General features: G+C 65.4%; 25 protein-coding genes. 10 read left to right on the top strand and 15 right to left on the bottom strand.

What is annotated here, in order from left to right; all coding sequences use genetic code 11:
• Nucleotides 1-247 precede the first annotated feature (247 nt).
• From CBW50_RS22170 to CBW50_RS22160, 3 genes are read left to right on the top strand one after another with little or no spacing between them, the layout of a single operon-like run.
• Nucleotides 248-754, top strand: coding sequence for a ProQ/FINO family protein (locus CBW50_RS22170; protein WP_086147553.1), 507 nt, complete (start codon nucleotides 248-250; stop codon nucleotides 752-754).
• Between the two features lie 9 nt (nucleotides 755-763).
• Nucleotides 764-1405, top strand: coding sequence for a 3'-5' exonuclease (locus tag CBW50_RS22165; protein WP_086147552.1), 642 nt, complete (start codon nucleotides 764-766; stop codon nucleotides 1403-1405).
• A 13-nt stretch (nucleotides 1406-1418) separates the two neighbouring features.
• Complete coding sequence (locus CBW50_RS22160; RefSeq protein WP_086147551.1) at nucleotides 1419-1841, top strand: SMI1/KNR4 family protein; 423 nt, start codon at nucleotides 1419-1421, stop codon at nucleotides 1839-1841.
• Here CBW50_RS22160 and CBW50_RS22155 read toward each other — a convergent pair.
• Nucleotides 1838-3271, bottom strand: coding sequence for a PLP-dependent aminotransferase family protein (locus CBW50_RS22155; protein ID WP_086147550.1), 1434 nt, complete (start codon nucleotides 3269-3271; stop codon nucleotides 1838-1840). The genes CBW50_RS22160 and CBW50_RS22155 overlap by 4 nt on opposite strands.
• Nucleotides 3272-3423: 152 nt before the next feature.
• Between CBW50_RS22155 and CBW50_RS22150 the strand changes: the two genes are divergently transcribed.
• Both CBW50_RS22150 and CBW50_RS22145 read left to right on the top strand, forming a co-directional pair.
• Nucleotides 3424-4149, top strand: coding sequence for a c-type cytochrome (locus CBW50_RS22150; protein WP_086147549.1), 726 nt, complete (start codon nucleotides 3424-3426; stop codon nucleotides 4147-4149).
• Entirely contained in the window at nucleotides 4146-5420 is a 1275-nt protein-coding gene (locus CBW50_RS22145; RefSeq protein WP_086147548.1) for a cytochrome c, read from the top strand. The genes CBW50_RS22150 and CBW50_RS22145 overlap by 4 nt, the downstream gene beginning before the upstream one ends.
• A 154-nt stretch (nucleotides 5421-5574) precedes the next feature.
• Here CBW50_RS22145 and CBW50_RS22140 read toward each other — a convergent pair whose 3' ends face one another.
• A complete protein-coding gene (locus CBW50_RS22140; protein WP_086147547.1) occupies nucleotides 5575-6210 on the bottom strand; it encodes an SAM-dependent methyltransferase in 636 nt (211 codons plus the stop codon).
• A 188-nt stretch (nucleotides 6211-6398) separates the two neighbouring features.
• Here CBW50_RS22140 and CBW50_RS22135 point away from each other — a divergent pair, with 188 nt between their 5' ends.
• Nucleotides 6399-7187, top strand: a complete 789-nt coding sequence (locus CBW50_RS22135; RefSeq protein ID WP_086147546.1) for a head GIN domain-containing protein — start codon at nucleotides 6399-6401, stop codon at nucleotides 7185-7187.
• Here the strand turns inward: CBW50_RS22135 and CBW50_RS22130 are convergent.
• Together CBW50_RS22130 and CBW50_RS22125 are read right to left on the bottom strand one after the other, a co-directional pair.
• On the bottom strand, nucleotides 7184-8068 hold the full coding sequence (locus CBW50_RS22130) for a dihydrodipicolinate synthase family protein (RefSeq protein ID WP_086147545.1): 885 nt from the start codon (nucleotides 8066-8068) through the stop codon (nucleotides 7184-7186). The genes CBW50_RS22135 and CBW50_RS22130 overlap by 4 nt on opposite strands.
• A 35-nt stretch (nucleotides 8069-8103) precedes the next feature.
• Entirely contained in the window at nucleotides 8104-8919 is an 816-nt protein-coding gene (locus tag CBW50_RS22125) for an aldolase (protein ID WP_086147544.1), read from the bottom strand.
• Nucleotides 8920-9060: 141 nt separating this feature from the next.
• On the opposite strand from CBW50_RS22125, the gene CBW50_RS22120 reads away from it, so the two are divergent.
• On the top strand, nucleotides 9061-9609 hold the full coding sequence (locus CBW50_RS22120; RefSeq protein WP_086147543.1) for a helix-turn-helix domain-containing protein: 549 nt from the start codon (nucleotides 9061-9063) through the stop codon (nucleotides 9607-9609).
• Nucleotides 9610-9672: 63 nt separating this feature from the next.
• Here CBW50_RS22120 and CBW50_RS22115 read toward each other — a convergent pair whose 3' ends face one another.
• Nucleotides 9673-10215, bottom strand: a complete 543-nt coding sequence (locus CBW50_RS22115) for a YaeQ family protein (RefSeq protein WP_076570317.1) — start codon at nucleotides 10213-10215, stop codon at nucleotides 9673-9675.
• 50 nt (nucleotides 10216-10265) lie between these two features.
• On the bottom strand, nucleotides 10266-11147 hold the full coding sequence (gene purU, locus CBW50_RS22110; RefSeq protein WP_086147587.1) for a formyltetrahydrofolate deformylase: 882 nt from the start codon (nucleotides 11145-11147) through the stop codon (nucleotides 10266-10268).
• Between the two features lie 344 nt (nucleotides 11148-11491).
• Between purU and CBW50_RS22105 the strand changes: the two genes are divergently transcribed.
• The 3 genes from CBW50_RS22105 to CBW50_RS22095 all read left to right on the top strand — a co-directional run bounded on the left by CBW50_RS22105 (nucleotide 11492) and on the right by CBW50_RS22095 (nucleotide 13178).
• Nucleotides 11492-11992, top strand: coding sequence for a phasin family protein (locus tag CBW50_RS22105; RefSeq protein WP_086147542.1), 501 nt, complete (start codon nucleotides 11492-11494; stop codon nucleotides 11990-11992).
• 48 nt (nucleotides 11993-12040) lie between these two features.
• Nucleotides 12041-12433: a KGG domain-containing protein gene (locus tag CBW50_RS22100; protein WP_086147541.1), complete on the top strand. Its 393-nt coding sequence runs from the start codon at nucleotides 12041-12043 to the stop codon at nucleotides 12431-12433.
• Nucleotides 12434-12665: 232 nt separating this feature from the next.
• Nucleotides 12666-13178 (top strand): YgjP-like metallopeptidase domain-containing protein, encoded by a 513-nt coding sequence (locus tag CBW50_RS22095; RefSeq protein ID WP_086147540.1) that lies wholly within the window; start codon nucleotides 12666-12668, stop codon nucleotides 13176-13178.
• A 102-nt stretch (nucleotides 13179-13280) separates the two neighbouring features.
• Here the strand turns inward: CBW50_RS22095 and CBW50_RS30060 are convergent, their stop codons facing one another.
• The 9 genes from CBW50_RS30060 to CBW50_RS22050 form a co-directional block, all read right to left on the bottom strand.
• Nucleotides 13281-13877: a PEP-CTERM sorting domain-containing protein gene (locus CBW50_RS30060; RefSeq protein WP_086147539.1), complete on the bottom strand. Its 597-nt coding sequence runs from the start codon at nucleotides 13875-13877 to the stop codon at nucleotides 13281-13283.
• A gap of 308 nt (nucleotides 13878-14185) precedes the next feature.
• Nucleotides 14186-14731 carry a TIGR00730 family Rossman fold protein gene (locus CBW50_RS22085; RefSeq protein WP_172404858.1) on the bottom strand — a complete coding sequence of 182 codons (546 nt, stop codon included), beginning with the start codon at nucleotides 14729-14731 and terminating at the stop codon, nucleotides 14186-14188.
• 11 nt (nucleotides 14732-14742) lie between these two features.
• A complete protein-coding gene (locus CBW50_RS22080) occupies nucleotides 14743-15516 on the bottom strand; it encodes a hypothetical protein (protein WP_086147537.1) in 774 nt (257 codons plus the stop codon).
• A gap of 65 nt (nucleotides 15517-15581) precedes the next feature.
• Entirely contained in the window at nucleotides 15582-16253 is a 672-nt protein-coding gene (locus CBW50_RS22075; protein ID WP_086147536.1) for a TetR/AcrR family transcriptional regulator, read from the bottom strand.
• Between the two features lie 139 nt (nucleotides 16254-16392).
• A complete protein-coding gene (locus CBW50_RS22070) occupies nucleotides 16393-16974 on the bottom strand; it encodes a phasin family protein (protein ID WP_086147586.1) in 582 nt (193 codons plus the stop codon).
• Between the two features lie 128 nt (nucleotides 16975-17102).
• Complete coding sequence (locus CBW50_RS22065; RefSeq protein ID WP_086147535.1) at nucleotides 17103-20732, bottom strand: EAL domain-containing protein; 3630 nt, start codon at nucleotides 20730-20732, stop codon at nucleotides 17103-17105.
• A 301-nt stretch (nucleotides 20733-21033) separates the two neighbouring features.
• A complete protein-coding gene (locus CBW50_RS22060; RefSeq protein WP_086147534.1) occupies nucleotides 21034-21993 on the bottom strand; it encodes an alpha/beta fold hydrolase in 960 nt (319 codons plus the stop codon).
• Nucleotides 21990-23627 carry a GMC family oxidoreductase gene (locus CBW50_RS22055; protein WP_086147533.1) on the bottom strand — a complete coding sequence of 546 codons (1638 nt, stop codon included), beginning with the start codon at nucleotides 23625-23627 and terminating at the stop codon, nucleotides 21990-21992. Before CBW50_RS22055 ends, CBW50_RS22060 begins: the two co-directional genes overlap by 4 nt.
• Nucleotides 23628-23634: 7 nt before the next feature.
• Nucleotides 23635-24020: hypothetical protein (locus CBW50_RS22050; protein ID WP_139842599.1), on the bottom strand; the 386-nt coding region annotated here is incomplete at its 5' end.

The following is a 24020-nucleotide window of genomic DNA, read 5'->3' as shown; positions in this document are numbered from 1 at the left end:
GGAATATCCGGTATCAAAGATATCAATAATCAGGGCCCTGCACCGCACTGCTCCTATCCCCTGCACACCTGAGCCAGACCATCAAACCTGGGGTCCAGTCATCAGCGCAAGCCGACATTATACACATTTCCCGCATTTCGCGCTGTGTCCGCTGTAGCGCGGGTCCGCCCATCTCCGCTCAAGTTGCCAAAAAAGACAATGCACTTGCCTGTGGCGCGTGCTATGCTCCCCTTTTATAGCCCAACCAATGATGTCGATGACCAGCTCCACGCCAGACCAGCAAGCCACCACTCCTGACACGCCAGTCGATGCAGCCCCAGCGGCGGCACCGGCCGCAGCCGCACCGGCGCCCGCCGGCCTGACCGCGCGCGCCCTGCTGAAGCAGTTCCAGGAGCAATTCCCGCCATTCCGCGATTGCCTGCCCTTGTCCATCGGTATCGACAAGCAGATCCTGGCCCGCCTGCCGGACCTGGACCGCAAGCTGATGCGCACGGCGCTGGGCATCCACACGGGTTCGCTGCGCTACCTGCGCGTGATGGAAAAAGCCAAGGTACGCTACGACCTCGACGGCACAGCCGGCGCGGAAGTGACGCAAACCCACCGCGACCACGCCACGCAAGTGCTGCAGCAGCGCTTCAAGAAGGAAGCCGAGCGCAAGAAGGCCGAGCGCGACGCGGCCGCCGCCGAAGAAGCGAACCGTTTGCGCCTGGAAAAACTGAATCAGCTGACCGCGAAATTCTCGCGCAAGGGCTGATCCGGTTTCATGGATACTGCTGCCGCGCCGCCACTGCCGCCCTACCAGGGCATCGCCCTCGACCACGTCAGGCTGGTGCGCACCAGTGACGAAGCCAGGGCGGCCATGGCCGCCCTGCTGGCGGCCGACGCCATCGGCTTCGACACGGAATCGAAGCCGACGTTCGTCAAGGGCGAATCGTCCACGGGTCCGCATCTGATCCAGCTGGCCACCGACGACATCGCCTACCTGTTCCAGGTGGGCGCCACGCCGCCCCTGGCCGAACTCAAAGCCATCCTCGAATCGACCACCACCCTGAAGGTGGGCTTCGGCCTGTCCGACGACGTCAAGCGCCTGCGCAACAAGCTGGGCATTGCTCCAGCGCAAGTGCTGGACCTGTCCGTCGCCCTGCGCGGCGGCCAGCGCAACGACCTGGGCGCCAAGACGGCCGTGGCCAAGTTCTTCGGCCTGCACCTGCAGAAGTCGAAAAAGATCTCCACCACCAACTGGGCCACCTCGCGCCTGACGGAAAAGCAGATCCTGTACGCGGCCGACGATGCGCAAGTGGCCCTGCGCGTGTACCGCCGCTGGATCGCCGACGGCGGCAAGGTGGCGCCGCAAAAAGCCCCACGGGCCAGCACGCCGCCGGCCACGCCGCCCGCACCCGCCTGAGCCGTCCCGCAGCATGAGCAAGAGCAAGTCCATCGGCACCACGCCCGACGCGATCGCCGCCGCCGAACAGGCGCTGGGGCGAGCGCTGCCCGCTTCCTACGTGCAATGGTTATTGGTGAACAATGGCCGCGCGCTGGGCGCCTTGTGCGTGTTTCCCGTCTACGACGCGGCCAATGCGCGCAAGACGTGGGAATCGATAGAACGCCATTACCGCACAGACTGGCAAGAGTGGCTGGAGAATATGGATGGCGGCGATGCCGCCGCCCTGCTGCCGTTTGCCCAGTTCGGCACGGGCGACTACTATTGTTTTGATTATGCGCAAACGGGAGCGGCCGGTGAAGCGGTGGTCGTGCTGTGGTCGCACGAAACAGGCGCCACCACGGCAGTGGCGCCCGACTTTGCCGCCTTTCTCGCCCTGCCCGGCCGTCCCGGCTAGCCTTCCTCCCCTTGCAGCGCCAGTTGCTGCGCCGCCAGCCGCCCCAGCGCGGCGATGGCCGCTTCCAGCTGCGCGCTCCACGGGTGGCCGTAATTGAGGCGGATGCAGTGGCGAAACGCGCGCGTGGCGGAAAAGATGGGCCCGGGCGCGATGCTGATGCCGGCCGCCAGCGCGCTGCGGTGCAAGGCCAGCGCATCGACGCCCACGGGCATCTCGACCCAGACGAAATAGCCGCCCTGCGGCCGCGTCACCCGCGTGCCGGGCGGAAAATGCACGGCGATCGCCTGCAGCATGGTGTTTTGCTGCGCCGCCAGGGTCAGCCGCAGCTGGCGCAAATGGCGCTCATAGCCGCCGTGCGCCAGGTAATCGGCCAGCGCCATCTGCAGCGGTATCGGCGCCGACAGGCTGGTGGTCAGTTTCAAACGCTCGACCTGGCGCGCATGGCGGCCCGCCACGGCCCAGCCCAGGCGGAAACCGGGCGCCAGGGTCTTCGAGAACGAGCTGCAATGCATGACGAGACCGGCGCTGTCATGGCTTTTCGTCAAGCCGGGGCGCTGCTTGCCAAAGTACAGCTCGCCATACACGTCATCCTCGATCAGGGGCACGTCATGGCGCGCCAGCAAGTCGACCAGGGCGCGCTTCTTTTCCGGCGACATCAGGCTGCCCAGCGGGTTCTGGAAATTCGTCATCAGCCAGCAGGCTCTGGGCCGGTGGCGTTGCAGCAACTCTTCCAGCGCCGCCAGGTCGACGCCGTCACGGGGGCTGGTGGCGATCTCGACGGCCTTGAGTTCCAGCCGCTCCAGCGCCTGCAGGCAGGCATAGAAGCTGGGCGACTCGATCAGCACCGTGTCGCCGGGCCGCGTGACGGCTTGCAGGCACAGGTTCAGCGCTTCCAGCGCGCCATTCGTGATGACGATGTCCTCGCTGGAGACAAGCACGCCGTCGAGCTGGTAACGCAGCGCGATCTGGCGGCGCAATTCCGCGTTGCCCAGGGATAAATCGGTGACCGTGCTCCACGGGTCGAGACGGCGCATGCTGGCCGACACGGCCCGCGCCAGCTTTTCCATCGGAAACAGGTGCGGGCTGGGAAAGGCCGAGCCGAAGGGCACGATGTCGCGCGCGCCGACAGCGCCCAGCACCTCGAACACCAGGTCGCTGACGTCGACGGTGGTGCTGGCGTCGAGCGGGCGCGAGCTGTCCGGCTCGGGCGCCAGCGCGGCCCGCTGCGGCGCCACGTAATAGCCGGAGCGGGGGCGCGAGACGATCATGCCGCGCGCTTCGAGCAGGTAATACGCCTGGAACACGGTCGACGGGCTCACGCCGCGCCGCGCATGCTGCTGGCGCACGGAGGGCAACTTATCACCAGGCAACAACAGCTGCGTGCTGATCATGGCGGCGACTTCTTCCGCCAATTCCTCATATCGTTTCAACCTTGCTCCTCAAACTGATCCGTAGTTTTATTGCAAAACTGATCCTGTCACAGTGACAGCACGCAGTATATGCTAGGGTAACAACATCCGGGCAGCAACACCGGGACATCATATCGACCGACGAGACAGGTTATTTTCCCATGCAACTTTCCATGTTACTGCATTCCCCTCCCGTGCTGCTGGCCCTGGCTTTCGCCTGGCCCGGCATGGCGCTGGCCGCGCCGGCCACGCTGCCAGCCGGCCACGACAGCCTGGAACAGCGCATCAAGGCATGCACGGCCTGCCATGCGCAAAAGGAACGCCACGACGTCTTCTTCCCCCGCATCGCCGGCAAACCTTCGGGCTACCTGTACAACCAGCTGCTGAACTTTCGCGAGGGACGGCGCCAGTATCCGATGATGAACTACATGGTCGAACACTTGCCGGACGATTATCTGCGCGAAATTGCCGAGTATTTTGCGGCGCAGCACCCTGCCCCGCCGCCGGCCCAGCCCAGCGGCGCCGGCGCGACGGCCCTGGCGCGCGGCAGGCAGCTGGTGCTGCAGGGCGATGGCGCGAAAAAAATCCCCGCCTGCATCGCCTGCCATGGCCAGCAGCTGGGCGGCGTGGCGCCCGCCATCCCCGGCTTGCTGGGCTTGCCGCGCGACTACATCAACGCCCAGCTGGGCGCCTGGAAGAACGGCATCCGCCGCGCCCACGCCCCCGACTGCATGGCGCAAGTGGCGCAGCGCCTGTCCGACGCGGACGTGGGCGCCGTCTCGGCCTGGCTGGGCACGCAGGTGGCCGGCGCCGACGCGCGCCCCGCCAGCGGCATCACCGCGCCCTTGCCGCTGCACTGCGGCGGCGTGCCGGGCTCTGCCGCGCAGGTGGCGCCATGAAAAAATGGATGATCGCGGCCTGCCTCGTGCTGATCGCCGGCGGCAGCGCCAAGCTCCTGCTGTGGCCCGATGACGACATCGGCCCGCCCCCGGCCGCCAGCGCCCTGAGCCAGGAACAGCTGGTGGCGCGCGGCGCCTACCTGGCCAAGGCGGGCGACTGCATGGCCTGCCACACGACACGGGGCGGCGTGCCCTACGCGGGCGGACGGGCCTTGCAGACGCCGTTCGGCAAGGTGCTCTCGCCCAACATCACGGCCGACAGGGAAACGGGCATCGGCAGCTGGACGGCCGACGATTTCTGGCGCGCCATCCACAACGGCAAGTCGAAGGACGGCCGCCTGCTGTATCCGGCCTTTCCGTACACCAATTACACCAAGGTGCAGCGCGAGGACAGCGACGCCCTGTACGCGTATTTCCAGCGCGTGCCGCCGCACCGGCAGGCGAACGCGCCGCACGCGCTGCGCTTTCCCTACAACCAGCAGATCGCCCTGGCTGCCTGGCGCGCCCTGTATTTCAAGCCGGGCGTATACCAGCCCCTGACGACGCAAAGCATGGAATGGAACCGCGGCGCCTACCTGGTGCAGGGCCTGGGCCATTGCAGCGCCTGCCATAGCAGCCGCAGCACCCTGGGCGGCAGCGACGACGGCCTGTCGGGCGGCCTGATCCCCGTGCTGGGCTGGTACGCGCCGTCGCTGACGTCGGACGCGGAAGCGGGCCTGGGCGACTGGGACACGGCGCATATCGTGGAATTGCTGCAAACGGGCGTCTCGCCGCGCGCCACCGTCTTCGGCCCCATGGCCGAGGTGGTGCGGCAAAGCCTGCAGCACATGGACAGCGGCGACGTGCGGGCCATGGCCGTCTACCTGAAAAGCCTGCCCGCCCCGGCCCGGGCCGCGCCGCGCGCGCCGCGCGACACGTCGGAGCAAGCCAGGCAGCACCTGGCGCTGGGCGCGAAACTGTACGAGGCGCACTGCGCAAGCTGCCACCGCGACGACGGCAAGGGCGTGCCGCCCGGCTACCCGCCGCTGGCCGGCAACCGCGCGCTGACGACGGACTCGGCCGTGAACGCCATCCGCCTCGTGCTCAACGGCGGCTTTGCGCCGGGAACACAAGGCAACCCGCGCCCCTACGGCATGCCGCCGTTCGGCCCCGTGATGGACGACCGCGAAGTGGCGGCCGTGGTGACGTATCTGCGGGCTTCGTGGGGCAATGATGCGCCGGCCGTGTCGGCGCTGGAGGTAAACAAGTACCGCAGCGTGCCGCTGGAGTAGCGCGCCTGAAAAACGTCCATGGCGGCGTTGCATCTCCTTGCCGTACTATTCGTACTGTCTGCGTCGATGCGCCTAGCCCTGAACGTTTTGCAGACGTGCATATGAAATAAAAAAAGCCGGCTCGCGCCGGCTTTTTCATAAATCACAGCAATTCTCAGCGAAACTTGCTCTTGTGCCCCGTTTTGAGGTCCAGCGCATAGCGCACGCCGTTGTCCGTCAGCATGACTTCATCGGGCGGTTCCTCGCCGGCCAGGGCGCCGTCGATCAGGGGCAAGCCTTCGCCCTTGCGCATCAGCTCGTCGCAGCGCTCGTAGACGTTGACGCAGCCCGTGGACGCCATCAGCGATTGCACGATGGCCACTTTCCACGCGTCGACGCCGCCGGCGTTGAATTCGCAGATCAGATAGCCATGCACGCCGCCAAACAGCTGCACCACCAGGCCCGGCAAGCCCTCGTCCTCGCCCTTGATCAGGGTCAACAGCTGGTTCTCGCCCGCTTTCTTGATGGCCGGCAGTTTTTTCTCGATGGCGGCCTTGACGCGGCGCTTGATCAGCGCGTGGTCGACCGGTTCGTCTTCCTTGAAGCTCCAGATGCGCGCGCGGATCTGCGACTTCGAATTGTAGGCGGCGCGGGCGATGAATTGCTTCGACGAACTCTGCACGATGGCCGTCGAGCCGGGCTTCATTTTTTCCTGCGGCTTGCCTTCGACTTTTTCAATCGCGGACGCGTAAATCCACGATTGGCCCAGCAAGCTCTTTTCCTTGCCCTGTTTGATGGTGATGATCAGCATGTAAGTCCAGTAGTGTGAGCGGCGCATGCCGCTCGTCGTATATCCAATACCCGCATGATACCTCATGCCATCCTGTCGCATCCTCCTGCATTCTATGCCGCTGCCGGCGCAGTCTGTCGCAGCGCGGTACGCAGGCGCGGCCCGCTGGCATACCATGCCAGCATACTAATTCCACACAGGGAGCAAGAATGACACACGCCTTTTTCCATCCCCGCCAACGCCGCCACGCCGGCGCCGCCCTGCTGCTGGCCGCCTGCGCCCTGGCCATGCCCGCCGCGCCGGCCCTGGCTTCGCCGCTCGACTGGATTGCCGGCAACAGCATCCAGGGCAGCGGCAAGCTGCAGAAGCAGACGCGCGAGGTGGGCAGCTTCCATGGCGTGGCACTGAACGTGCCGGGCACGGTCGAATTGCGTATCGGCAACACGGACAGCGTCACCATCGAGGCTGACGACAACATCCTGCCGCTGATCGACACGGCCGTGGAAAACGGCACCCTGCGCATCCGCCCCGCCAGGCGCAACACGAATTTCCGCCAGAGCAGCCTGACCATCGTCATCCAGGCGCGCCAGGTGGAACGCGTCAGCGTGGGCGGCTCGGGCAACATCACGGCGACGGGCTTGCGCGCGGAAAAGCTGCGTTTCGACGTGGGCGGTTCCGGCTCCATCGATGCGCGCGACCTCGACAGCCGCGCGGTGGCCGTGGCCATCGGCGGCAGCGGCAACTTCAAGGCCAGCGGCAAGACGGAACAGCTGACGGCCTCGATCGGCGGCTCGGGCAATATCCAGGCCGGCCGCCTGGCCGCGCGCGAGGTGCAGGTCAGCATAGGCGGCTCGGGCGAGGCGCAGGTATGGGCCAAGGATAACCTCAACATCAGCATCGGCGGCTCGGGCGAAGTGAGCTACTACGGCGACCCGCGCGTCAGCCGCAGCATGCAGCGCTCAAGCAGCATCCGCCGCCTGGGCGCCGCGCCAAATTAAGCAGCCAGGCCGGCCAGCACGGCGGCCAGTTCCCGCGTGGCCGCCTCGCCCAGCGGCTGCAGCGGCGCGCGCGGCGTGCCCGCGTCAAAACCCTGCAGCGCCAGGCCCGCCTTGACGGTGGGCGGCAAGCCCCCTTTCATCAGGCATTGCAGCAACGGCAATTGCTGGAAGAACAGTTCGCGCGCCCGCGCCAGGTCGCCCGCCTGCACAGCCGCGTACAGGGCCAGCGGCAAGCCCGCATGCAGATTCGGCGCGGCCGTGCACCAGCCGCGGGCGCCGGCCGCCAGCGCGGCGAAGGCCAGGGTATTGCTGCCGTTGTAGAACGGCAATTCTCCGCCGCTCAGCTGGGCCAGCCGGTGCATGCGCTGGATGTCGCCCGTGCTTTCCTTGACCATCGTCACGTTCGGCACCTCGCGCCAGATGCGCACGATCAGCTCGGGCGACATATCGATGCCGCTGGTGGCCGGGTTGTTGTAGAGCATGACGGGGATGCCGACGGCGTCGCCGATGCGCGCCACGTGGCGCGCGATCTCTTCCTCGCTCAATTTCCAGTACGACACGGGCAAGACCATCACCGCGTCGGCGCCCTCCTTTTCCGCGTGGCGGGCGCGGCGCATGGCGCCGGCCGTCGTCAGGTCGGAAATGCCCACCACCGTGGGCACGCGCCTGGCCACGGCGGCCAGCGAGGCAGACGCGACGGCGTCCCATTCCCCGTCCTGCAGATAGGCGCTCTCGCCCGTGCTGCCCAGCGGGGCAATGCTGTGCACGCCGCCGGCGATGAGGCGGTCGATCAGCTGCCGCAGGCGCGGCAGGTCGACGCCGCCATCGGCCGCGAAGGGGGTGACGGGGTAGGCAATGATGCCGTGAAATGGTGTCTGCATGATGTTGTTTCCCTTATTTAATGAATGTGTGCGGTTCAGGCCAGGCAGTCGGCGTGCCGGCGCAGCGCGCGCCGGGCGTAGTAGGCGAAGGTCACCGTGTCGCGCCGGGCCGTGGAAATCCAGTCGTGCGCCTCGCGCGCCAGCGCCGGCGGCAAGGGCTGGATCTTGCCGGCCGCCATGGCCAGCAATTGCAGGCGGGCGGCCCGCTCGATCAGCAGCGCCAGCATGCACGCCTCTTCCACCGTGCGCCCCACCACCAGCTGGCCATGGTGGGCCAGCAGGATGGCGCGCTTGTCGCCCAGGGCGGCAGCGATGATCTCGCCCTCTTCGTTGCCTACCGGCACGCCCGGCCACGACGGCAGGAAGGCGCAGTCGTCGAACAGGGGGCAGGTATCCATGTGCGACACCAGCAGCGGCTGCTCCAGCATCGACAGCGCGGCCACGTGCGTGGGATGCGTGTGGATGATGCAGGCCACGTCGGGACGCTGGCGGTAGATCCAGCTGTGGAAACGGTTGGCCGGGTTGGGTATGCCCTCGCCGTGCAGCACGCGCAGGTCGTGGTCGACCTCGAGCAGGTTGCCGGCCGTGATCTCGTCGAAGCCCAGGCCCAGCCGCTGCGTGTAAAACGTGTTGTCCTGCGCGCCGCGGCAGCTGATCTGCCCGGCCAGGCCCGCATCGTGGCCGCCGTCGAACAGGATGCGGCAGGACAGGGCCAGGGTTTGCAGCGCCGACCACGGGCTGTCCTGCGTGACGCTGGCCAGGCGCCGCTCGGCGATGGCCACCAGTTCGTCTTTCGACAAGGCCAGGCTGGCGCCCGGCGCTGCCGCTTCATAGGGAGTATTGTGCTGCATCGTCTTTCCTTCACTCATGCTTGCCACGCTTCCCGGCATGCACGGCAGTGGCCGTGCAACCCAATCCGAGGAAACTGAGTGTATTTTAGGACACTTTGTGTCATGAGGTACAATAGTTTTTTTAAATCGAACGATGCAACCATGGCCATGCGTCTGAAACTGCTGAGAAAACACAAGGGCTGGACCCTGGAACAGCTGGCGGAAAAGAGCGGCTTGACGAAGAGTTACCTGTCCAAGGTGGAGCGGGGCCTGAGCGTGCCCTCGATCGCCGTGGCGCTGAAACTGTCGCACGCCATGCAGGTGGACGTGGAGCAGCTGTTCAGCGACAGCCACCGGCAGGCGGCCGTGACCATCACGCGCGCGGGCGATCCGGGCGGCGCGGGCGCGATGCCGCCGCTGCCGCATTTCGCCAGCATCGCGGCCGGCGTGGCGCCGAAGAAAATGCTGCCCTTCATGGTGTATCCGGCGCCCGATTTCGCCGCCTCCGCCTTCAAGGAACATGCGGGCGAGGAATTCCTGTTCGTGCACCAGGGCACGGTGGAAATCGAATTCCCCCAGGAAACCGTGCAGCTGCACGCGGGCGACTCCGTGTATTTCAACGCCCTGATTCCGCACCGCACGCGCAGCATCGGCGCGCAGCAGGCGCAGCTGCTGGTGATCGTCAGCAACGACGAGGACGCGGCCCGATAAAGCGGCGCCGCAATGCAAAAAGCCCGGAGCGATCCGGGCTTTTTGCGTTTCAGACAGTCAGGATCAGCGCGCCGGCTTCACCGGTTCGCGGTCGATCAGCACCGTGTTGACGCTGTCCGTCAGCCAGATCTGGCCATCCTGGATCGTGCATTGCAGCTGCATGGTGCGCTGCGCCAGCTTGCTCATCTCTTGCGCCGCGTCGGACGGCAGATTGATGACGGTCAAGTTCTTCGCCCGTTCCAGCTTGTTGGCGATCTGCTTCCACCAGATGTGGCTGGTCGCGCCATAGCTGTAGACGATCACCTGCTCCGAACGGCCGCACGCCTTCAGGATGCGTTTTTCGTCGGGCTGGCCCACTTCGATCCACAGCTCGATGGCGCCCGTCAGGTCTTTCTGCCACAGGTCGGGCTCTTCCGTGTCGAACAGGCCCTTGGTGAAGGTCAGCGCCTCGTTGGCATGGATGGCGAACGCCAGCAGGCGCACCATCATGCGCTCATCCGTTTCGGACGGGTGGCGCGCCAGGGTCAGCGCGTGATCCTGGTAGTAATTGCGGTCCATGTCGGCGATCTGCAGATCGGCTTTGAAAATTGTTGCTTTAAGGGCCATCGTATTTCTGTCTCGGTAATCAATCAGGTAAGTAAATGCTGCCCGCCAATTTAGCGGAAGACGACGGTCTTGTCGCCATTTTTCAGGATGCGGCGCTCGACGAACCATTTCACGGCCCGCGCCAGCACCACGCATTCGACGTCGCGGCCGATGGCCGTCAGGGTCTCGGCGTCCATCGCATGGTCGACGCGCTCGACATCCTGCTCGATGATCGGGCCTTCGTCCAGGTCGCCCGTGACGAAATGGGCCGTCGCGCCGATCAGCTTGACGCCGCGGTGGTGCGCCTGCGCATACGGTTTGGCGCCCTTGAAGCTGGGCAGGAAGGAATGGTGGATATTGATGGCGCGGCCGTCGAGCGCCTGGCACAGGCCCGGCGACAGGATCTGCATGTAGCGCGCCAGCACGACGAGGTCGATCTTGTGCGTGTCCATCAGCTCGATGATCTTCGCTTCCTGCGCCAGCTTGGCCGCTTCCGGCGCGCCGGTGGCCAGCGGCAGGTGGTGGAAGGGAATATTGTAGCTGGCCGCCAGCTGGTAGAACTCCATGTGGTTCGACACGATGGCGGGAATTTCCACGTTCAGCAAGCCGCTCTTGTAGCGGAACAGCAAATCGTTGAGGCAATGGCCGATCTTCGACACCATCAGCATGACGCGCGGCTTGACGCGCGCATCGTGCAGCTGGCCATGGAAGGGGCCATTCAACTGCATGCCTTGCGACAGGTCGGCGAAGTCGGCGCGCAGCTGGGCGTCGCTGACGGCGCCGTCTTCCAGCGCGAAGTGCACGCGCATGAAGAAGAGCTGGGATTCCTGGTCGCCGAACTGGGCCGAATCGAGGATGTTGCAGCCATGGTCGGCCAGGAAGCCGGAAACACGGTGCACGATGCCGCGCTGGTCCAGGCAGGACAGGGTCAGGATGTATTCGGGATGCGTCATGGTCGCGAAATAAGACAAAAAAGTGGGCTATGCTCGGCTCAGCCACGCGCGCCGGCCATCGGCTGCGCTGCCGCGAGCCGGCTATTGTCGCACGCCGGGGCCCGTCAACCCGCATTTTCCACGCCAGGGCCCCGGCCGCCGCTGGCGGCGGGCTACATGAAGGTTTCTTGATCTGCCGCAAAGGCATCACGTTTTGCGGGCCTCCACCGGCCATTCCCCCCCTAAACCGGCATCGGGCGCGGAACCTGGCGCGCCGTCCGGCGTCTATCTCTTTGCTTGTTTCAGCACACGCCGCATCCGGTGCACCGGATGTTTCCCGGACCAGATTTTCATTGAGGTAGAACATGTTCACAAATAGCATCAGCCCCGCCCTGAAGTCCCACCTGGAAGCCCAGCTCAATTTCGCCACCGAACTATCGCGCAAGATGTTCGATACGGCGCAGAAAATGAGCGAGCTCCATCTGCAGCTGGCGCAAGACCTGTTCCAGGAATGGAGCAATGCCGGCCAACAACTGCTGTGCGCGCGCGACACGGGCGAGTTCATGTCGACGGCGGCGGCCCAGCTGCAGCCGGGCGGCGAGAAGCTGCGCCAGTACCAGCAGCAGCTCGGCAATCTCGTCGCGCATGCCAATGTCGAGATGAACCGCACTGCCGAGACGCACATCCCCGAAGCGAGCCGCACGGCCGTGGCCTTTGCCGACGAAGTGGTGCGCAAGACGGCCGAGGAAACGGAAAAAGCCACGCAGCGCCAGCGCGAAATGATCGAAAAAATGCATGCCGCCGGCCACCGCGACGGCGCTGGCGGCAGCCGCGATACCGGCAGGCAATCCGAGCAGGCGCATTGAGCACCGGCATTGACCACTTGACCCCCACTCGACCGCAAGGAGAACGACATGGCTAGCAATCAAGGTAACGAACAAGGCAAGGGCGCTGGCAGCAGCCAGAAAGCAGCCGAGTCCGGCAGCACGAAAGGCATGAGCAAGCGCGGTTTCGCCGCCATGAACGAGGAACAGCAGCGCGAGATCGCCAGCAAGGGCGGTCAGGCCGCCCATCAAAAGGGCACGGCGCATGAATTCGACTCGGAAGAAGCCCGGCGCGCCGGACAAAAAGGGGGCGAAGCCGTCAGCCGCAACCGTGAACACATGGCGGAAATCGGCCGCAAGGGCGGCGAAAGCCGGCAATCGGCCCAGCGCGCCAATGAAAACCGCAGCAGCACGGCGGCGCGCGGCAGCGAGCAGTCCAAGACGAGCCGGCAAGGCGGCAAGGGCGAGGATGACAAGGGCTGAGTGCGGCTCGCGCGGGTCCGCCAGGCTGGACTGAGCCTGGCCTGGCGGGCGGCGGCCGGCACTGGCGCGGTGCGCGCCTGCCGCGCACGGAAGGACGGCTGCAACACGGCTGCAGCACGATGGCAACGGCGCAGCGCGGCGTCATGTACTGGCCTCGGATCGCGGCATGGCGCCACGCGGGGCGCGGCGGTATGGTACATTCTCGCCTCGACCGATTCCCCGCCCCTCCCGCATGCAGCCATCCCTGAAATACCTGAGCGCCTATTCCGAACAAACCCAGGCGCAAGTGCGGCAGCTGATCGCGCAGGACAAGCTGGCGGAAGTGTTGCAGAAACGCTATCCGGTCGCGCATGAGGTGCGCAACGACAAGGCGCTGTACCAGTACGTGCAAGAACTGAAGAACGAATTCCTGCGCAATGCCGAGCCCATCAACAAGGTGGCGTTCGACAGCAAGATCCACGTGATCCAGCATGCGCTGGGCTTGCACACGTCGATTTCACGCGTGCAGGGCGGCAAGCTCAAGGCCAAGCACGAGATCCGCGTGGCCACCATGTTCAAGGAAGTGCCGCTGGAATTCCTGCGCATGATCGCCGTGCATGAACTGGCGCACGTGAAGGAAAAACAGCATGACAAGGCTTTCTACAAGCTGTGCACCTACATGGAGCCGCAGTACCACCAGTACGAATTCGACGTGCGGCTCTACCTGACCCAGCTTGACCTGTCGGGCCGGCGCCTGTGGTCGTAAGGGCCGGCGCCGGCACGCAGCAAAAAGCCGCCTGCTGAAACAGGCGGCTTTTGCTTTTTGACGACGCCTGGCGCGCCGGCGTGGCCGGCGACTGGCTCAGGCTCAGGCGGCGTTCTTGCGGCGCAGCATGAAGCCCATCAGGCCCAAACCGCCCAGCAGCATGCCATAAGTGGCCGGTTCCGGCACGGCGCTCACGCTGGCGGCGATATTATCGACCTGGAAAGTATGGAAGGCGCCCTCTTTCCACGAGGCCGACAGCAGGTTATCGAAGCCCGTGAACGTGTAATTGCTGAAAGTATGGCTGCCGTTGAGGCTGAAGGTCTGCGTCACCGTGCCGCCGCCCACCTGGTGGCCGACGAAGGTCACGTCGTAGGAGCCGGGAAAGCTGACGAAATCGGCCAGGCTGATGGTGCTCAGCGAAAATGCCGCGCCGTCCGTGCGCTTCAGGGTCGTCGTCGTCAGGGCCGCCGCGCCCAGTCCAGCCGAGCCGGCGTAGGCAAAACTGCCTTGATGGGCAGAGCTCAGCAGCCCCAGGAAGCTGCTGTTGAAGTCGTAGCCGCTTTCCGAGTACGACGTAAACACGGAGCCGAAGATGCCCGGCTGTTCCAGCGCATCGAAGCTGATGGTGGTGCTTTGTGCCTGGGCGCCACCGGCGGCGGCAAGAATGGCGGCAACAGCGGTCGCGCGCAAGAGGGTCATAGATTTCAAAATAGCATCCTTTCAAGATGATGAAGTAGCGAGGTCGTGGCAACTTGAGACATGCCGGCATCGCGGGGGGCGGCGCCATGCGCCCAGCGGCGATCCGACATGCCTGTCTTGTGAACCAGGCAAGTAGACCACAGACTTACATAAAAAGCATCTTCATTTTCAAAAGAACATGCATCGAAGGAAATATTATGGACATATTTTTATTAATCAATTTATTGAGATTGATCAATTTTCCCGTACGGAAATAAAAAAGCCATGCACCGCCGTGCATGGCTCCCGATGAGGTTCCATACGGAAATTTATGGCATGCATTCCTTCAGGCGCTGCACCAGCGCGGCAGGGTCGGCATCGGCATTCAGGTAAGCCGCGTGTTGCGGCCGGATGAAACCCTGCTCCTTGCCATTTTGCACAAATTCCAGCAAGCCATCATAGAAGCGGTCGACATTGAGCAGGCCGATGGGCTTTGCATGCAGGCCCAGCTGGGCCCAGGTCAGCATTTCGAACAGCTCTTCCAGGGTGCCGTAGCCGCCGGGCATGGCGATGAAGGCGTCGGACAGGCTGGCCATCATGGCCTTGCGCTCGTGCATGTCCTTGACGATGAACTGGCGCGTCAAGCCCATGTGTCCCACTTCGCGCTCGACCAGCTGGGTCGGAATCACGCCCGTCACCTCGCCGCCCAGGCGCAGCACTTCATCGGCGATGACGCCCATCAGGCCGACCTTGCCGCCGCCGTACACCAACGAAATATTTTCTGATACCAATACGCGCGCCAGCGCGCGCGCCGCCTCCGCATAGTCGGCAGAGACGCCCGCATTGGCGCCGCAGTACACACATAAAGCCTTGATCACGGTGTTCCTTACTCTTTCAGTTCATCAATCGCCGCCTCGACCTCGAGGCGCTCCTTGGCGTCCAACGCCACGCACTGGGCCGCCTTTTCATACAGGGCCAGCGCTTCCGCCAGCTTTTTCTTTCCATCAAGCATGTTCAACGCGCGCGCATATTCGCTGTGGGCCAGGGCCGAATACGGCGTCAGCGCCAGCGCCGTCTTGAAATGCTGGTAGCCGTCGTCCTTGTTGGCGCCGTAGCTAAGGCTGCCGATCATGGCGCCCACCTTGTCGATAATTTCCGTATGATAAATCCCAAACGCGATATGCGCTTCCGCATGCATGGGCGCCAGGGTCATCGTACGGTCCAGGCTGTTGCGCACGCGCGCGCCCATGCCCTGGGCCAGCGCCTTGACGACGGAGGTGCCCAGGGCATAGCGGCCCAGGCTGTAAGCATGCCAGTAATAGCCGGCCGGGTTGTCCGGCTGTTCGCTCTGCTGGCGTTCGCAGCGCTCGGCCACTTCCTCGTACATGTCGAGCTTCTGGCTGTCATTGACTTCCAGGTGCGTGGCGTAGATGCAGGTGGCCTTGTGCGCCACCGCATAGCCGGGCACGCCGATGGCCAGGCCCAGCTTCACGGCCCGCTCGAAGTCCCCGGCGTGAAAGGCCAGCCAGGCCTGCACCAGCGCCGCTTGCCGGGGAAACGCTTCGACGTCGCCCGCATGCAGGCGCGGCCAGGCCGCTTCCAGGCTTTGCGGGGTGTGGACATAGGCGTCGTCCGGATAGGGAAATTGTTTCCAGGCCATACCATGTCTCCTGTTTTAAGGTCATGCCCACGCACCCGGCGGCGCTGCCGCGCCGGGCACGGCCGTCAGTCGCTCTTGAGTTTAGTCACATACTCTTCCGACAACTTACGAAATAACAAATGCGTTTCATTGCGCAGATACGGCCCGATCAGCGACAGCACCTGGTAGCAGCCGCGCGCCAGCGCATCGGCCATCGATTGCTGCTCGCTGTACTTGCGCGGATTGCGCACATATTCGTACGACAGCCAGTAGGTGGCGACCACCACCATGTTCGTCGCCATGGCGCCGATTTCCATGTCCGACGCCTCCAAAGACTGTTCGCTGCGCAAGTCTTCGCACAGCTGCGTGGCCACCTTGATCTTGTGCGCCAGGATCAGCTTGAAGTGCAGTTCCAGCTTGCGGTTGCGCGACAGCAAATCGTTGAGGTCGCGGTAAAAGAAGCGGTAGCGCCAGATCAGCTCGAACATCAGGTGCAGGTACAGCCAGACGTCCTCGATATTCGAGCGGCGCCCGTCCGGCACGGTCAGGATGCGTTCGATTTCCGCCTCGAACTGGACGAAGATCGAGTTGACGATATCGTCCTTGTTGCGAAAGTGGTAGTACAGGTTCCCCGGCGAGATATTCATCTCTTCCGCGATCACGGTGGTCGTGATATTCGGCTCACCAAACTCGTTGAACAGGCGCAGCGACAATTCCAGGATGCGTTCGCGGGTACGGCGTGGTGCTTTTTGTAGCATGGCGGGCAATCTCTCTTTGTTCTGCCTCAAGCATACCACCTAAGATAGCTGCAATGAAACACTGCGCCCCGGGGCGCCGGCGAAAAGGGCGGGCAAAAAAAAGCCTGCGCAAGCAGGCTGGGGGAGCGCTGGGGCCGGCTCAGGCCGGCGGTGCTTTTTTCTTCGCCGCCGGCCTGGCGGCAGGCTTGGCCGCCCGCTTGGCCGGCGCCCTGGCGCCAGCCGTTTTCGGCGCCGCGGCCGGTGCCGCTTTTGGCGCCGCCTTCACGGCGGGCCTGGCCGCGGCCTTCGGCCTGGCTGCCGGTTTGGCTGCCGGCTTGGCCGCTGGCGCCGTCTTGCCGGACAAGGCCGCCACTTGCAGGCTCAAGGCGTCGATCTTGGCGTGCAGCGCGGCGATGTCGTTCTGCATGGGCACGCCGATGGTGGCCAGCGCGCGCGAGACGCGCTCTTCAAACACCTGCTCCAGCCGGTCCCAGGATCCGCTGGCCTGCTTGCCGACGCCGTCGGCCAGCTTGCTGACGCTGTCGCTGACGCCCGACACCTTGTCTTCGGCGCGTTTCTGGAATTCCGTGCCTTCCTTCACCAGCTTCGAGAAGACGCGGCCGCCCTCTTCCTGCGCCTTGGCGAACGCGCCCAGGCCAGCCTGCCAGATCTGCTGCGCGGACGAGCGCACGGCGCTCGCCAGCTCCTTGTCGTCCGCCAGTTCCTTCAGTTTCTTGACCATCGTCAACTCCCTTCATGTGCAAGGCCATGTCTGTCATGGATGCCTTTTATTCTAGTGAGCAAAACTAGAGACGGGCGTCTAATCCGATAGGAATCCCGCATGCACGGTGCGCCAGCGCACACGGCGGCCTAGGCGGCCGCCTTGACGGGGCCGTGCAGCAAGCCATGCAGGCGGAAGCCTTCGCGGATGTTCTCGCGCAGCACGGCGCCCTTCCACGGCTTGGTGTAGAAGCGGTCGACGGCGCCGCGGTTGATGGCCGCCATGATGGGCGTCAGGTCGGCAAAGGCCGACAGCATGATGCGGAAGGTGTCGGGGCAAAGGTGCTTGACGCGCTCCATGAATTCCGTCCCGCTCATGAGCGGCATGCACTGGTCGCACAGGATCACCTGCACCTTGTGCCGCGCCAGGATGTCGAAACCCTCGGCGGCCGTCTGCGCCGTCAGGATGCGGTAGCCGTCCTGCGCCAGGAAGTCGCTGAGCACGTCGAGCATGAAGACATCGTCGTCGACGATCAGCAGGGTTTGCTGCTCTTCGCTGCCCGCGTCCTGCGGCGCCTGCAGCAGCTTGCCGCCCATCAACATCTGCTCGAACTCTTCCTGCGGCACGGGGCGGCTGAAATAATAGCCCTGCATCTCGTCGCAGCCGTGGCGGCGCAGGTAGGCCAGCTGCGCGTCTTTTTCCACGCCCTCGGCGATCACCTGCAGCTTCATGCTGTGCGCCATGCTGATGATGGCCAGCACGATGGCCGCGTCATCGGGATTGCTCGTCACTTCGCGCACGAAGGCGATGTCGATCTTCAGCTTGTCGATGGGGAAGCGCTTCAGGTAAGCCAGGCTGGAATAGCCGGTGCCGAAATCGTCGATGGAAATCTGGATGCCCAGCGCCTTGAGATTGCGCAATACGGAAATGGTTTCCTCGGCATTCGACATCAGCGAGCTTTCCGTCAGCTCCAGTTCCAGCAGGTCGGGCGCGATGTCGTACTTGCGGATGGCCTTGAGCACTTCCTCTTCCAGGCCGCCGACAAAGAACTGGATGCCCGACACGTTGACGGACAGGTGCACGGGACCGATGCTGCTGGCGCCCCACTCGCTGATCTTCTTGCACGCCTCGTCGAGCACCCAGTTGCCGACCCGCACGATCAGGCCCGTTTCTTCCAGCAGGGGGATGAACAGGGCCGGCGACACCATGCCGTGGCCGGGGCGGCGCCAGCGTATCAGCGCCTCGGCGCCGCTGATGCGGCCCGAGATGATATTCACCTTGGGCTGGAAGAACAGCACGAATTCCTCGTTCTCGATGGCGCGCCGCAGGGCGTTTTCCATGTCCAGGCGGGCCATCGACTGCGCATTCATCTCCGCCGTGAAAAAGCGGAAGGCGTCGCGCCCCGCTTCCTTGGCGCGGTACATGGCCGTGTCGGCGTACTGGATCAGGGTGTCGGCGTCGACGCCGTCGTCGGGATACACGGAAATGCCGATGCTGACCGTCACCGTCACCTCGTGGCCCTGCAGGTCGAAGGGCTTGCGCATCGCTTCGCGGATCTTGTCGACCACGCCCACGGAGTGCTGGGCGCCTTCGGGCAGCACCAGGATGGCGGCGAATTCGTCGCCGCCGAAGCGGCCGATGGTGTCGCGCACGCGCAGGCAGTCGACGAGGCGGCTGGAAAACTGGCGCAGCAGGTCGTCGCCGATGGTGTGGCCCAGGGTGTCATTGACGTTCTTGAAACGGTCCAGGTCCATGAACAGCACGGCCACGGCCCACTGGTGTTCGGCCGCCTGGGCCAGCGAATGGGTCAGCGAGGCATAGAACTGGCTGCGGTTCGGCAAGCCAGTCAGGGTGTCGAAATGGGCCAGCTTCATCAGGCGCTGCTCGGCATCCTTGCGCTCGGTGATGTCGCGCGCCACGGCCACCAGGATCCAGCTCTGGCCCGAGCGCAGGGTGCGCCGCTGCACTTCCACCGACAGCGGCGAGCCATCCTTGCGCTGCAGCTGCAATTCCGTCATCGGCCCGCCCTGGTCGCCGGCCAGCAGCTTGTTGTACAGCGCTTCCAGCTGGGTCTCGCCCTCGTGCGCGCGGCCCGGCCCCACGCGCAGGAAATCCTCGCGCTCAAAGCCCAGCATGCGGCAAGCCGTCTGGTTGACGTCGACAAAGCACATGCCGGCGCGGTCGACGAGGAAAATCGCATCGGCCGTGGCGTCCATCGCCAGGCGGAAGCGGCGCAAGTCTTCATCGAGGCGGATGCGCGCCGCCATGTCCAGGGTCAGCTGCTCGTGATGGCGCTTGATTTCATCGTACAGCAGCAGGTTGTCGTAGGCGACGGCGATCTGCGCGGCCACCGTGGCGGCGACGCGCTCGTCGACTTCGGAAAACTCGTTCGCGCCCAGCTTGTCGACCAGGTACAGCCAGCCGTGGCTGCGCTCGCGCGAGGCGATGGCCACGCCGAGGAAGGAATGGACGGGCGGGTGCGTGTCGGGCAGGCCCAGCGCGGCCGGATCGCCCTTCAGTCCATTCACGCGGTAGGGCTGGCGCTGCTCCAGCAAGCGGTTCAGGATGCCCGTGCGCGGCGCGCTGGCGATGCGTTCCAGGTTGCTCTCGGCGCCGCACGAGGAAAAATAGCTGAGTTTGTCGGCGTCCGGCTCCAGCACGCCGATGCACGCGTATTTCGACACGCAGATATTCTGCGCCACCTTGCAGCCCGCCTCGATCAGCGCGCGCGGGTCGCGCTCGGCGCCCAGTTCGATGCCCAGTTCGATCAGGGCCGTCAGGCGCAGGCTGACCGCCTGCAGGCTGGCCAGCGAGCGGGACAGGCGCTCCGTCATGATGGCCAGGTCTTCCGGCACGGCCGCCTGGCCGTCGCCCTGCCCGGCCAGCTGCGAAATCTTCTGGCTCGACGACTCCAGTTCATCGAGGTAGCCGCTGACCTGGTGGTCGATGCCCGTCAGCTTGCTGCCAGCCTGTCCGGGAACGCCGTCCGGCCGGCCGGGCACCCTGGCCACGGGCGGCATCAGCCCCAGCGCCTCGTTGACCGTGCGCACGATGACGTCGGGGTCGGACGGCTTGGGCAGCACCCAGCGCACGCCGCACGCCTGCGCCAGCAGGATCGCTTCCTGTTCGCGGTAGGTGGCCGTATAAAAAATGATGGGCACGTCGGCCAGCGCGGGGTCCTCGTGCACGCGCGTGACGAATTCATAGCCGTCCATGTTCGGCATGAGGATGTCGGAAATGATCAGGTCCGGGCGCTCCGTGCGCATCAGTTCCAGCGCATCGGCGCCGTTCGCCGCCTCCATCAGGCGGTGGCCGCCGTAGCCCAGCAAGGCGGTGAGGAATTCGCGGTTCAGTACATGGTCATCGACGATGAGTATGCTGGCTATGTCGTTTTTAACTGGCGTCGACGGCGCCCCGGGTAAAAAAGACTCCAGCTCCGCGACAAACAGGTCGGGCTCGATCGGTTTGCCGATATAGCCATTGAAACCGGCTTCGAGCAGGCGTTCGCGGTCGCCCACCATGGCCAGCGCCGTCACGGCCAGGGCCGGGATCTTGCGCAGCAGCGGATCCTTTTTCAGTTCGGCCACCACGCCATAGCCATCGAGCTTGGGCAAGTGCACATCGCAGATGATCAGGTCGGGCACCTCGCTGCGCGCCATGCGCACGCCCTCTTCGCCGTCATAGGCGGCCAGCGGCGTATAGCCGAAGGCACGTAGCAGATACACCATCAATTCCATATTGGTGGCGTTATCTTCGATAATCAGGATTCGTGCGGACAATTAGCACCCCCAATAAAAACTGCATTGACCCATTTTCCGCCTGCGCTCATCTTCCGCTTGCGCGTGTAACATAATAATCCTACAACATTCTGCCATACATCCCGGTAAATATCTCGCCGGCGCCTGTCGGCGGCATGGCCAGACGGGCTCAGGAATGGGTTTCCCGCTGCCGCCTGCCTGACGTTAGCTTAATACAGTACGCCCATGGAAAACAGCATTTTCTACCCCTGGCATTGTTAAAAGGAGGCAACAGCAGAGTTAAAACAGACAGTCTTGCCATGCAGATAAAACACAACAGGATTCAGACAAAGGGAGGTGCAAACGCAGGCCGGGCGACTTCGCTCTTGATAGTGATTTCTTCCAGCACCAGGCGCAGCACGCGCGCATCGCTGGCCAGCGCCACATGGCCGATGCCGCCGAAGGCGAGATTGCGCGCCCCTGGCAGCTGCGCGGACGCTTGCGGCGCGACGATATTGTCGTGATGCGAATAGATCGAGGTGATCAGGGCGCGCGCTGCCGGCGTCTCGCTGGCGGCCAGCTGCGCCAGCCAGCCGCTGGGCGCATCGTCGATGCGGCGCATCTGCCGCGCATTCGCGCCCGCCGCCAGCTTGGCCAGCGCCGTGCCGTGGTGCGGCGTGCCGATGGTGATGATGCGCGCCACGCGGGCCGCGCCGTAGTGGCGCAGCCAGGCGCGCGCCACCAGGCCGCCCATGCTGTGGGCGACAAGAATCACGCGGTCGCTGCCCGCGCGGGCGCACAGCCGGGCGACGGCTTGCTCGACCTGCGGCACGAACTCTTCGATGTCGGCGCCTATCGGTTCCAGGTCGATGCCGTCGTGCGCGATGCCGGCCCGCGCCAGCATCCGGCTCAGCTTTGTCCAGTAGCCGCGGTTGCACACATAGCCATGCACCAGCAGCACGGGCAGGCCCCGCCCTGGCACGGCTGCGCCACTCTCCGCCAGGCGCGGACGCAGCATGCCCCACGACGACGTCCACAGGGTGGCGCGCAGCTCGCCCAGGAACAGGCGCGCGGCGCCGATGGCGCCCAGCTGGTGCTCCGGCGGCACGGGGCTGCCCAGGCGCCGGCTCTGCCAGAAATTGCGCGCCACGATCAGCGCGCGCACGGCCAGCAGCATGGCCGCTCCCAGCAGCAGGGCCATGGCGGGCGAGTCCACGCCCCACGCCTGCCTGGCCAGGTACGCCAGCCCCAGCACGGCCAGCACCTGCAGCAGCATCAGCCACTTGAGGATGCGCGCGATCATGCGGCGGCGGCAGGCTCGGGCACGGGCGCAGGCTTGCCCGTCAGCTGCCGCGCCAGGCCGCTGGCCAGGCGCGCCGCCAGCGCGTAAATGCTCAACTGCGGATTGGCGCCGATCGAGGTGGGGAACAGCGAGCCGTCGTGCACGGACAGGTTGCGCACGCCGTGGTAGCGGCCGTCGGCCCCCGTCACGCCCAGGCGCGCATCGTCCGACATGGCGCAGCCGCCCATCACGTGGGCCGAGACCACGCGCGCCAGCAGCGCCTGCATCGGCAGCGCGCCGATGGCCTGCTTCGCCTGCGTCCAGCCCGTGTAGTGGCTGGCCAGCTCGTGCACGGGATACACGCTGCGCGCGCCGGCGGCGAACTGGATTTCCGCCATCGACAGCAGCGCGCGCCGCACGCCATCCCAGATGAACGGCGTGAGCGGATAGTCGAGCACGGGCGCGCCGAAGCTGTCGATGGAGACCGTGCCGCCGGCCGCCTCGTGGTGGAAGCCGTCGCGCAGCAGCGCCAGCAGGGCGTGCGCATGGGGGAAGTCGCGCATGGTGCGCGCGTGCTCGTCGCCGAAGCCGCCCATGGTGGTGGCCATCAGCAGCGGGTGCAGGGGCGGCGCTTCGAGCTTGTAGCCGATGGGGCCGTCGATGGGCGCCACGTGCAGGAAATGGTCGGAATAAATCGTCTGCGGCGCACCCGCGTAGGCGTCGACGCGCTGTTCGAACAGGCCCGCCGACACCACCGTCGGATGCAAAAAGGTGCGCCGCCCCAGCAAGCCGTGCGGATCGGGCGCCTGCGAGCGCAGCAGCAGCGCCGGCGAGTTGATGGCGCCGCCGGCCAGCACAAAATGTTTCGCGCGCAGCGTCAGGCGCACGCCCGTGGGCGCCTGCCCGGCAGCGTCCAGCGCAGTGACCTGCAGGCTGTCGATGCGCTCGCCCTTGATAGTAAAGCGCTCGGCGCGCGCATGCGTAAGCAAGCCCGCCCCCAGCGCCAGCGCCGACGGGATCGTCGTCACCAGCATCGACTGCTTGGCGTTCGTCGGGCAGCCCATGCCGCAGTAGCCGAGGTTCCAGCAGCCGTTCACGTTGCGCCGGATGGCGGCCGTGGGGATGCCCAGCGCCGTGGCGCCACGGCGCAATAAATCGTTGTTTTCATTGGGCGGCGCGGCCCAGTCGCTCACGTGCAGGCGATGCTCCATCATGGCGAACCACGGCGCCATGGCGTCCACCGAATAGCCGGACAAGCCAAAATGCCCGCGCCAGTATTCCAGGGTGCCGGGCGGCGTGCGGAAGCTCGAGGTCCAGTTGACGGTGGTCGAGCCGCCCACGGTGCGCCCCTGCAGGATGTTGATGGCCTTGTCGCGCGTCTTGCGCGCGGCCGATTCCTGGTACAGCGCGGGATAGGCCTGCGCCTCGCGCATCTTGAAGTCCTTCGAGGACTTCAGGCCACCCTCCTCGACGAGCAGCACTTTCAGGCCTGCCAGTGCGAGGATTTCCGCCGTCACGCCGCCGCCGGCGCCGCTGCCGATGACGACCACGTCCGCCTCCAGGGTGCGGCCGGCGGCCAGGGTGCTGGCGTCGGTGACGTTCCAGCCGGCGGCAAGGCCCGCGGCGATGGGATCAGGAATCGGAGATGTGCTCATGGTGGCCTTATGCGCTCAGTTCGGGCAGCGGCCCCGGATAGCCGATGGCGGCCCAGTGGGCGGCATCGGCGTACCAGGCGCCGAGAATCAAATCGTGCAGGGCCAGGTAGGCCGTCTGCAGGGTGGCCAGGCGGTGCGTGCGCCAGGATTGCAGGAAAGCGGCCACCTGGGCCGGATCGGCTTCGGGCCAGCCATCTTTTACGCCGGCGACGAAACGCCGCGCGGGTGCCAGCGCCAGCAAGCCAAACAGATCCTGCACCTCCTGCTGCGCCGCCAGGGGCAAGCCGTGGATGGCCGTGTCCACGCCGGCGATGGCGCCGTCGAGGGCCGCCGCCCGCGCGCCCGCTTCCTGCGGCAGCGCGCTGCCCAGCATGGCCGGCACGATGGCCGCCA

It is taken from the genome of Janthinobacterium sp. GW458P (genome assembly GCF_002127585.1).
Lineage (GTDB): Bacteria > Pseudomonadota > Gammaproteobacteria > Burkholderiales > Burkholderiaceae_D > Janthinobacterium.
This window is presented reverse-complemented; position numbering and strand designations above follow the sequence as displayed.

Excerpts from the sequence above, each read along its gene's own strand:
- CBW50_RS22140 (WP_086147547.1), bottom strand. The coding sequence starts at position 6,210 with ATGCTGATCATCACCATCAAACAGGGCAAGGAAAAGAGCTTGCTGGGC.
- purU (WP_086147587.1), bottom strand. The coding sequence starts at position 11,147 with ATGACGCATCCCGAATACATCCTGACCCTGTCCTGCCTGGACCAGCGC.
- CBW50_RS22100 (WP_086147541.1), top strand. The coding sequence starts at position 12,041 with ATGGCTAGCAATCAAGGTAACGAACAAGGCAAGGGCGCTGGCAGCAGC.
- CBW50_RS22055 (WP_086147533.1), bottom strand. The coding sequence starts at position 23,627 with ATGAGCACATCTCCGATTCCTGATCCCATCGCCGCGGGCCTTGCCGCC.
- CBW50_RS22165 (WP_086147552.1), top strand. The coding sequence starts at position 764 with ATGGATACTGCTGCCGCGCCGCCACTGCCGCCCTACCAGGGCATCGCC.
- CBW50_RS22170 (WP_086147553.1), top strand. The coding sequence starts at position 248 with ATGATGTCGATGACCAGCTCCACGCCAGACCAGCAAGCCACCACTCCT.
- CBW50_RS22075 (WP_086147536.1), bottom strand. The coding sequence starts at position 16,253 with ATGCTACAAAAAGCACCACGCCGTACCCGCGAACGCATCCTGGAATTG.
- CBW50_RS22130 (WP_086147545.1), bottom strand. The coding sequence starts at position 8,068 with ATGCAGACACCATTTCACGGCATCATTGCCTACCCCGTCACCCCCTTC.
- CBW50_RS22070 (WP_086147586.1), bottom strand. The coding sequence starts at position 16,974 with ATGGTCAAGAAACTGAAGGAACTGGCGGACGACAAGGAGCTGGCGAGC.
- CBW50_RS22120 (WP_086147543.1), top strand. The coding sequence starts at position 9,061 with ATGGCCATGCGTCTGAAACTGCTGAGAAAACACAAGGGCTGGACCCTG.
- CBW50_RS22135 (WP_086147546.1), top strand. The coding sequence starts at position 6,399 with ATGACACACGCCTTTTTCCATCCCCGCCAACGCCGCCACGCCGGCGCC.
- CBW50_RS22125 (WP_086147544.1), bottom strand. The coding sequence starts at position 8,919 with ATGCAGCACAATACTCCCTATGAAGCGGCAGCGCCGGGCGCCAGCCTG.
- CBW50_RS22060 (WP_086147534.1), bottom strand. The coding sequence starts at position 21,993 with ATGATCGCGCGCATCCTCAAGTGGCTGATGCTGCTGCAGGTGCTGGCC.
- CBW50_RS22115 (WP_076570317.1), bottom strand. The coding sequence starts at position 10,215 with ATGGCCCTTAAAGCAACAATTTTCAAAGCCGATCTGCAGATCGCCGAC.
- CBW50_RS22145 (WP_086147548.1), top strand. The coding sequence starts at position 4,146 with ATGAAAAAATGGATGATCGCGGCCTGCCTCGTGCTGATCGCCGGCGGC.
- CBW50_RS30060 (WP_086147539.1), bottom strand. The coding sequence starts at position 13,877 with ATGACCCTCTTGCGCGCGACCGCTGTTGCCGCCATTCTTGCCGCCGCC.
- CBW50_RS22095 (WP_086147540.1), top strand. The coding sequence starts at position 12,666 with ATGCAGCCATCCCTGAAATACCTGAGCGCCTATTCCGAACAAACCCAG.
- CBW50_RS22105 (WP_086147542.1), top strand. The coding sequence starts at position 11,492 with ATGTTCACAAATAGCATCAGCCCCGCCCTGAAGTCCCACCTGGAAGCC.
- CBW50_RS22150 (WP_086147549.1), top strand. The coding sequence starts at position 3,424 with ATGTTACTGCATTCCCCTCCCGTGCTGCTGGCCCTGGCTTTCGCCTGG.
- CBW50_RS22160 (WP_086147551.1), top strand. The coding sequence starts at position 1,419 with ATGAGCAAGAGCAAGTCCATCGGCACCACGCCCGACGCGATCGCCGCC.
- CBW50_RS22080 (WP_086147537.1), bottom strand. The coding sequence starts at position 15,516 with ATGGCCTGGAAACAATTTCCCTATCCGGACGACGCCTATGTCCACACC.